The organism is Pseudomonas sp. UBA6310 (assembly GCF_002438225.1).
GTDB classification, from domain to species: domain Bacteria; phylum Pseudomonadota; class Gammaproteobacteria; order Pseudomonadales; family Pseudomonadaceae; genus Pseudomonas_O; species Pseudomonas_O kuykendallii.
In genome coordinates this window covers 1-5620 of record NZ_DJTK01000053.1, presented here as the reverse complement: position 1 = coordinate 5620, position 5620 = coordinate 1, and the positions used below count along the sequence as shown (strand labels likewise).

Here is a 5620-nt window from a genome sequence, read left to right as displayed (position 1 = left end):
GGGGGCCTGGTAGCGGCTGGCGCCGCGCTTGGGGGGAGCCTTCTTCTTTGCCGCCACTTACATGCGCTCCAGGGTCTGCAGGCCCAGCAGTTCGAGGCCCTGCTTGAGGGTGCGCCCGGTCAGCGCGGCAAGGCGCAGACGGCTCTGGCGGGTTTGCTCGTCCTCGGCGGCGAGGATCGGGCAATGCTCGTAGAAGCTGGAGAACAGCCCGGCAAGGTCGTACAGGTAGCTGCACAGCACGTGCGGCACGCCTTTCTCGGCGACGTTGCCGAGCACTTCGCCGAACTGCGCCAGCTTGCCGGCCAGCGCCAGTTCCTGCTCGGCCTGCAGGACGATGCGCCCATCCAACTGGTGATAGCCCTTGCCCAGCTTGCGGAACACGCTGGCCACGCGGGTGTAGGCGTAGAGCAGGTAGGGCGCGGTGTTGCCCTCGAAGCTGAGCATCTGCTCGAAGTTGAAGCTGTAGTCGCTGCTGCGGTGCTTGGAGAGGTCGGCGTATTTCACCGCGCCGATGCCCACCGCGTGGGCGATCTGGCGCAGTTCGGCGTCGTCCAGCTCGGGGTTCTTGCCCTTGACCAGCGCGTAGGCGCGTTCTTCGGCCTCGTCGAGCAGGTCGACCAGCTTCACCGTGCCGCCGTCGCGGGTCTTGAACGGACGGCCGTCGGCGCCGTTCATGGTGCCGAAGCCCATGTGCTCGAGCTGCATGCTCGGCGGCACGAACCCGGCGCGGCGGGCCACGGCGAAGACCATCTGGAAGTGCAGCGCCTGGCGCTGGTCGACGAAGTACAACGCGCGGTCGGCCTTCAGTACGCCGGCGCGGTAGCGCGTGGCGGCGAGGTCGGTGGTGGCGTAGAGGTAGCCGCCACCGGCCTTCTGCACGATCAGCGGCAGCGGGTTGCCCTCGGAGTTCTTGAACTCGTCGAGGAACACGCAGCGCGCGCCTTCGCTTTCGGTGAGCAGGCCCTTGGCGTCGAGGTCGGCGACTACCTGGGCGAGGTCGTCGTTGTAGGCGCTCTCGCCCTTGACGTCGGCCATGCTCAGCTTCACGCCGAGGCGGTCGTAGACCTTCTGGCAGTGGCTCAGGGAGATGTCGTTGAAGCGGTGCCACAGGCGCAGGCATTCGGCGTCGCCGGCCTGCAGCTGGACCACCAGCCCGCGGGCGCGGTCGGCGAATTCGGCGGATTCGTCGAAGCGTTTCTTCGCCGCGCGGTAGAACCCTTCGAGGTCGGAGAGCTCGGCGTCGCTGCCCACCGGCTGCTCCTGCATGAACGCCAGCAGCATGCCGAACTGGGTGCCCCAGTCGCCGACGTGGTTCTGCCGGATCACTTCGTCGCCGAGAAATTCCAGTACCCGCGCCACGCCGTCGCCGATGATGGTCGAACGCAGGTGACCGACGTGCATTTCCTTGGCGAGGTTAGGCGCCGACAGGTCGACCACCACGCGCTGCGCCGCGCCGCTCTTGCGCACGCCGAGGTGCGCGTCGGCCAGCGCCGCTTCCAGGCGCTCAGCCAGGGCGTCGCTGTTCTGGAAGAAGTTGAGGAAGCCCGGCCCGGCGATTTCCACCTTGGCCAACTGCTCGTCGGCGGGCAGCGCGGCGATCAGTTTTTCCGCAAGGTCGCGCGGCTTCATCGCCGCCGGCTTGGCCAGCATCATGGCGATGTTGCTGGCGAAATCGCCGTGGGTCTTGTCCTTGCTGTTCTCCACCTGGATCGTCGGCGTAAGACCCTCGGGCAGCACGCCGTCGGCGACGAGGCGTGTCAGGGCTTGCTGGATCAGCTGGCGAATCGTGTCTTTCATAGTCTGCTCGGTCGGCCTTGGCGGGTCGAAAACCGCGGATTATAGAGGCAGTCAGGAGCCGGGCGCGAGGACGTAGGGTGCGCCATGCGCACCGAGCCTCGGCTGCGCGGGCGATATGCCTTTCGTCAGAACAGATCGATCGGGTCCACGTCCAGCGACCAGCGCACCGCGCGGCCGCTGGGCATTTGCTCCAGGCGCGGCAGCCAGACGCTCATCAGCCGGTGCAGCGGCGCGCGCGCATTGGCCTGCAGCAGCAGTTGCGCGCGGTAGCGACCGGCGCGGCGCTCCATCGGTGCCGGCACCGGGCCGAGCAGTTCGATGCCGCTCAGCTGCAATTCCTCGAGCAGGTGCTCGGCCTCGCTGCAGGCCTGGTCGAGAAAGTCCTCGGCCTGGCCGGGTTTGTGCGCCTCGCCGCGCAGCAGCGCGAGGTGGGCGAACGGCGGCAGGCCGGCGGCGCGGCGTTCGCTCAGGGCCTGCTCGGCGAAGGCGAAATAGCCTTGCTCGGTGAGCTGCACCAGCAGCGGATGGTCGGCCAGATGGGTCTGGATGATCACCGTTCCCGGCTCCTCGGCGCGGCCGGCACGCCCGGCGACCTGGACGATCAACTGCGCCATGCGCTCGCTGGCGCGGAAGTCGGCGGAGAACAGCCCGCCGTCGGCGTCGAGGATCGCCACCAGGGTGACGCGCGGGAAGTGGTGGCCCTTGGCGAGCATCTGCGTGCCGACCAGCAGGCACGGTTCGCCGCGCTGGATGGTGCTGAACAGCGTGTCCATCGCGCCCTTGCGCGAGGTGCTGTCGCGGTCGATACGCAGCACCGGGTACTGCGGGAAGAGGATTTCCAGGCGCTCCTCGGCGCGCTCGGTGCCGGTGCCCAGCGGGCGCAGGTCGACCAGGCCGCATTTCGGGCAGTTCGCCGGACGCCGCTCGACATGGCCGCAGTGGTGGCAGCGCAGTTCGTTGGAGCGCTGGTGCACGGTCATTCGCGCGTCGCAGCGCGGGCAGGCGCTGATCCAGCCGCAGTCGTGGCAGAGCAGGGTCGGCGCGAAGCCGCGGCGGTTGAGGAACACCAGCACCTGCTGGCCGGCCTCCAGCGTCTGCGTGATGGCCTGCTGCAGCGGCGCGGAGATGCCCGCGTCCAGCGGCCGGCTCTTGATGTCCAGGCGCAGGAAGCGCGGCGGCTTTGCACCGCCGGCGCGCTGGGTCAGGCGCAGCAGGCCGTAGCGCCCGGCGTGGGCGTTGTGCAGGCTTTCCAGCGACGGCGTGGCCGAGCCGAGGACGATCGGCACGTTGTCCTGGCGCGCGCGTACCAGCGCCAGGTCGCGCGCGTGGTAGCGCAGGCCTTCCTGCTGTTTATAGGAGGCGTCGTGTTCCTCGTCGACGATGATCAGCCCCGGATGCTTCAGCGGGGTGAACAGCGCCGAGCGCGTGCCGATGACGATGTCGGCCTCGCCGTCGCGGGCGGCGAGCCAGGCGTCCAGGCGTTCGCGGTCGTTAACGCTGGAGTGCAGCAGGGCGATCCGCGCGTTGAAGCGCTGCTCGAAGCGCGCCAGCGTCTGCGGGCCGAGGTTGATCTCCGGGATCAGCACCAGCACCTGCTTGCCGGCTTCCAGCGCCTGGCGGATCAGTTGCAGGTAGACCTCGGTCTTGCCGCTGCCGGTGACACCGGCCAGCAGGAAGGCCTGGAAGCCGCCGAAGCTCGAGCTTATCGCCTCGCAGGCGGCGCGTTGCTCGGGATTGAGCGGCAGTTCCGGCTGCGCCAGCCAGCCGCCGGCGCGTTTCATCGGTGCGCTGCGGCGCACTTCGACGCTGACCAGGCGCTTCTCCAGCAGCAGCTCCAGGCTGTCGCGGTTCAACTGGAGCTTGCTCAACAGGGAATGCGCGACGCCGTGGGCGTGCTGCGCCAGGGTGCGCAATGCCTCGCGCTGCCGTGGCGCGCGGGTGAGGCGCGGGTCGTCGAGCCGGGCGCCTTCGGCCACATGCCAGAAGCGCTCCTGCCGCGCTTCCGCCGGCTCGCCCTGGCGCAGCAGCACCGGCAACGCCCAGCTCAGCGTGTCGCCCAAGCTGTGCTGGTAGTACTGCGCGGTCCACAGGCAGAGCCTGAACAGCGCCGGCGGCATCGGCGTCTGCTCGTCGAGCAGCTGCAGCGCCGGGCGCAGCTTGTCCGCCGGGACCTCGCTGGTTTCGCTGACCTCGACGAGGATGCCGACCACCTCGCGCCGACCGAACGGCACGCGCACGCGCATGCCCGGCTGCAGGCTCGCGGCCGTCGCGCCCAGTGGTGCGCGGTAGTCGAACAGGCGGCGCAGCGGCGAGGGCAGGGCGAGGCGGAGGATGAGTTCGGGCACGCGCGGGTCCTTGGATTTGGGCGGCGTCGATCTTAGCAGTCCGCGACCTCCAGTCGCCGATCCCGCGCGTGCTCGCACATGTTTTCCGCTGACGGACGGCGAGGTTCGCCGCTTGCAGGCCTTCGACGTCGGGCGTATATTCCGCGGCTCGTTTCCGTGCGGTACTCGACATAGGGTCGGGTGGCGGCACGCCAGACACAGAGGAATACACCATGAAAGCCGATATCCATCCGAATTATGTCGAGATCGACGCCACCTGCAGCTGCGGCAACGTCATCAAGACCCGCTCCACGCTGGGCAAGAACCTGAGCCTGGACGTTTGCTCCGAGTGCCACCCGTTCTACACCGGTAAGCAAAAGGTGCTCGACACCGGCGGCCGTATCGACCGCTTCAAGCAGCGTTTCGGCGTGTTCGGCGCCAAGTAAGCGCGAACTGCCAAGGAAGGCCCATGGGTTTTCCGGAGCTGTTGAAAAAGGCGTCCCTGGTGGGCGCCTTTTTCGTTTCTGCCTCGGCTGTTCTGCCGTCGCTCGCGGCCTGTCCCGCACCTCCCCAGTCGCTGCACCCCGTCGAAGTCCGTCGCGTCGTCGATGGCGACACGCTGCGCCTCGCCGATGGGCGCAGCGTGCGCCTGATCGGTCTGAACGCGCCCGAACTGGGCCGCGACGGACGACCCGCCGAAGCCTTCGCGGAGGCGGCGCGCCGGCGCCTGGAGGCGCTGGTGGCCGCCAGCGACGGTCGCGTGATCGTGCAGCCCGGGCGCGAGGCGAAGGATCGCTACGGGCGCACCCTGGCGAACGTGTTCGACAGTCGCGGGCTGAATCTCGAGGAGCGCCTGCTCGCCGAGGGGCTGGGATATCAGGTCGCCATCGCGCCCAATGACGGGCTGCTGGTCTGCCAGCAGGCCGCGGAGCGTACGGCGCGCGCGTCCGGCCTGGGGCTATGGCGCAAGGCGCCGGTCCAGGCGCCGGCACAGCTGCGGGCCGCCGGCTTCGCGCTGGTCAGGGCCCGCGTGAAGGGTGTCGAGCACAACCGCGGCGGGCTCTGGATCGAGCTCGAAGGCCCGCTGGTCCTGCGCATCGAGCCGAAGTGGAACGCCCAGTTCGACCCCACGGCGCTAGAGGCATTGGTCGGTCGGCAGGTCGAGGTGCGTGGCTGGGTGGTGGATCGTGCGCGGCGTGCTGCACTCAGGTCCGGGCAGGCGCGCTGGCTGCTGGCAGTGAGCCATCCGGCGATGCTCCAGGCGCTGCCCTGAGCGCGAATCACTGGCGTCCGCGTGGCGTGAAAAGCCCTTGCTAGAGAGCTCCGGAAGGCTGACCGGGCAGTCTTGTTCGGCACTATCTTCACGCGTATCCTCGGCCGCCAGCCTGTTTTCACTAGCAAAAAAAGCGGAAATCCGACATGTCAGACCTTAAAACTGCCGCTCTCGAATACCACGCACTGCCGCGCCCGGGGAAGCTCAGCGTCGAGCTGACCAAGCC

At 68.7% G+C, this 5620-nt stretch carries 5 protein-coding genes; 3 read left to right on the top strand and 2 right to left on the bottom strand.

Annotated elements, in window-relative coordinates; translation table 11 throughout:
• Positions 1–57: 57 nt before the first annotated feature.
• Complete coding sequence (gene argS / locus B3E91_RS12585) at positions 58–1797, bottom strand: arginine--tRNA ligase (RefSeq protein ID WP_287029748.1); 1740 nt, start codon at positions 1795–1797, stop codon at positions 58–60.
• 125 nt (positions 1798–1922) lie between these two features.
• Positions 1923–4142, bottom strand: a complete 2220-nt coding sequence (locus B3E91_RS12580; RefSeq protein ID WP_287029747.1) for a primosomal protein N' — start codon at positions 4140–4142, stop codon at positions 1923–1925.
• 212 nt (positions 4143–4354) lie between these two features.
• Between B3E91_RS12580 and rpmE the strand changes: the two genes are divergently transcribed.
• The 3 genes from rpmE to B3E91_RS12565 form a co-directional block, all read left to right on the top strand.
• Positions 4355–4567, top strand: a complete 213-nt coding sequence (rpmE, locus tag B3E91_RS12575) for a 50S ribosomal protein L31 (protein WP_003459015.1) — start codon at positions 4355–4357, stop codon at positions 4565–4567.
• A gap of 23 nt (positions 4568–4590) precedes the next feature.
• Entirely contained in the window at positions 4591–5394 is an 804-nt protein-coding gene (locus B3E91_RS12570) for a thermonuclease family protein (protein WP_286784317.1), read from the top strand.
• A 146-nt stretch (positions 5395–5540) separates the two neighbouring features.
• Positions 5541–5620: hypothetical protein (locus tag B3E91_RS12565; RefSeq protein ID WP_287029826.1), on the top strand; the 80-nt coding region annotated here is incomplete at its 3' end.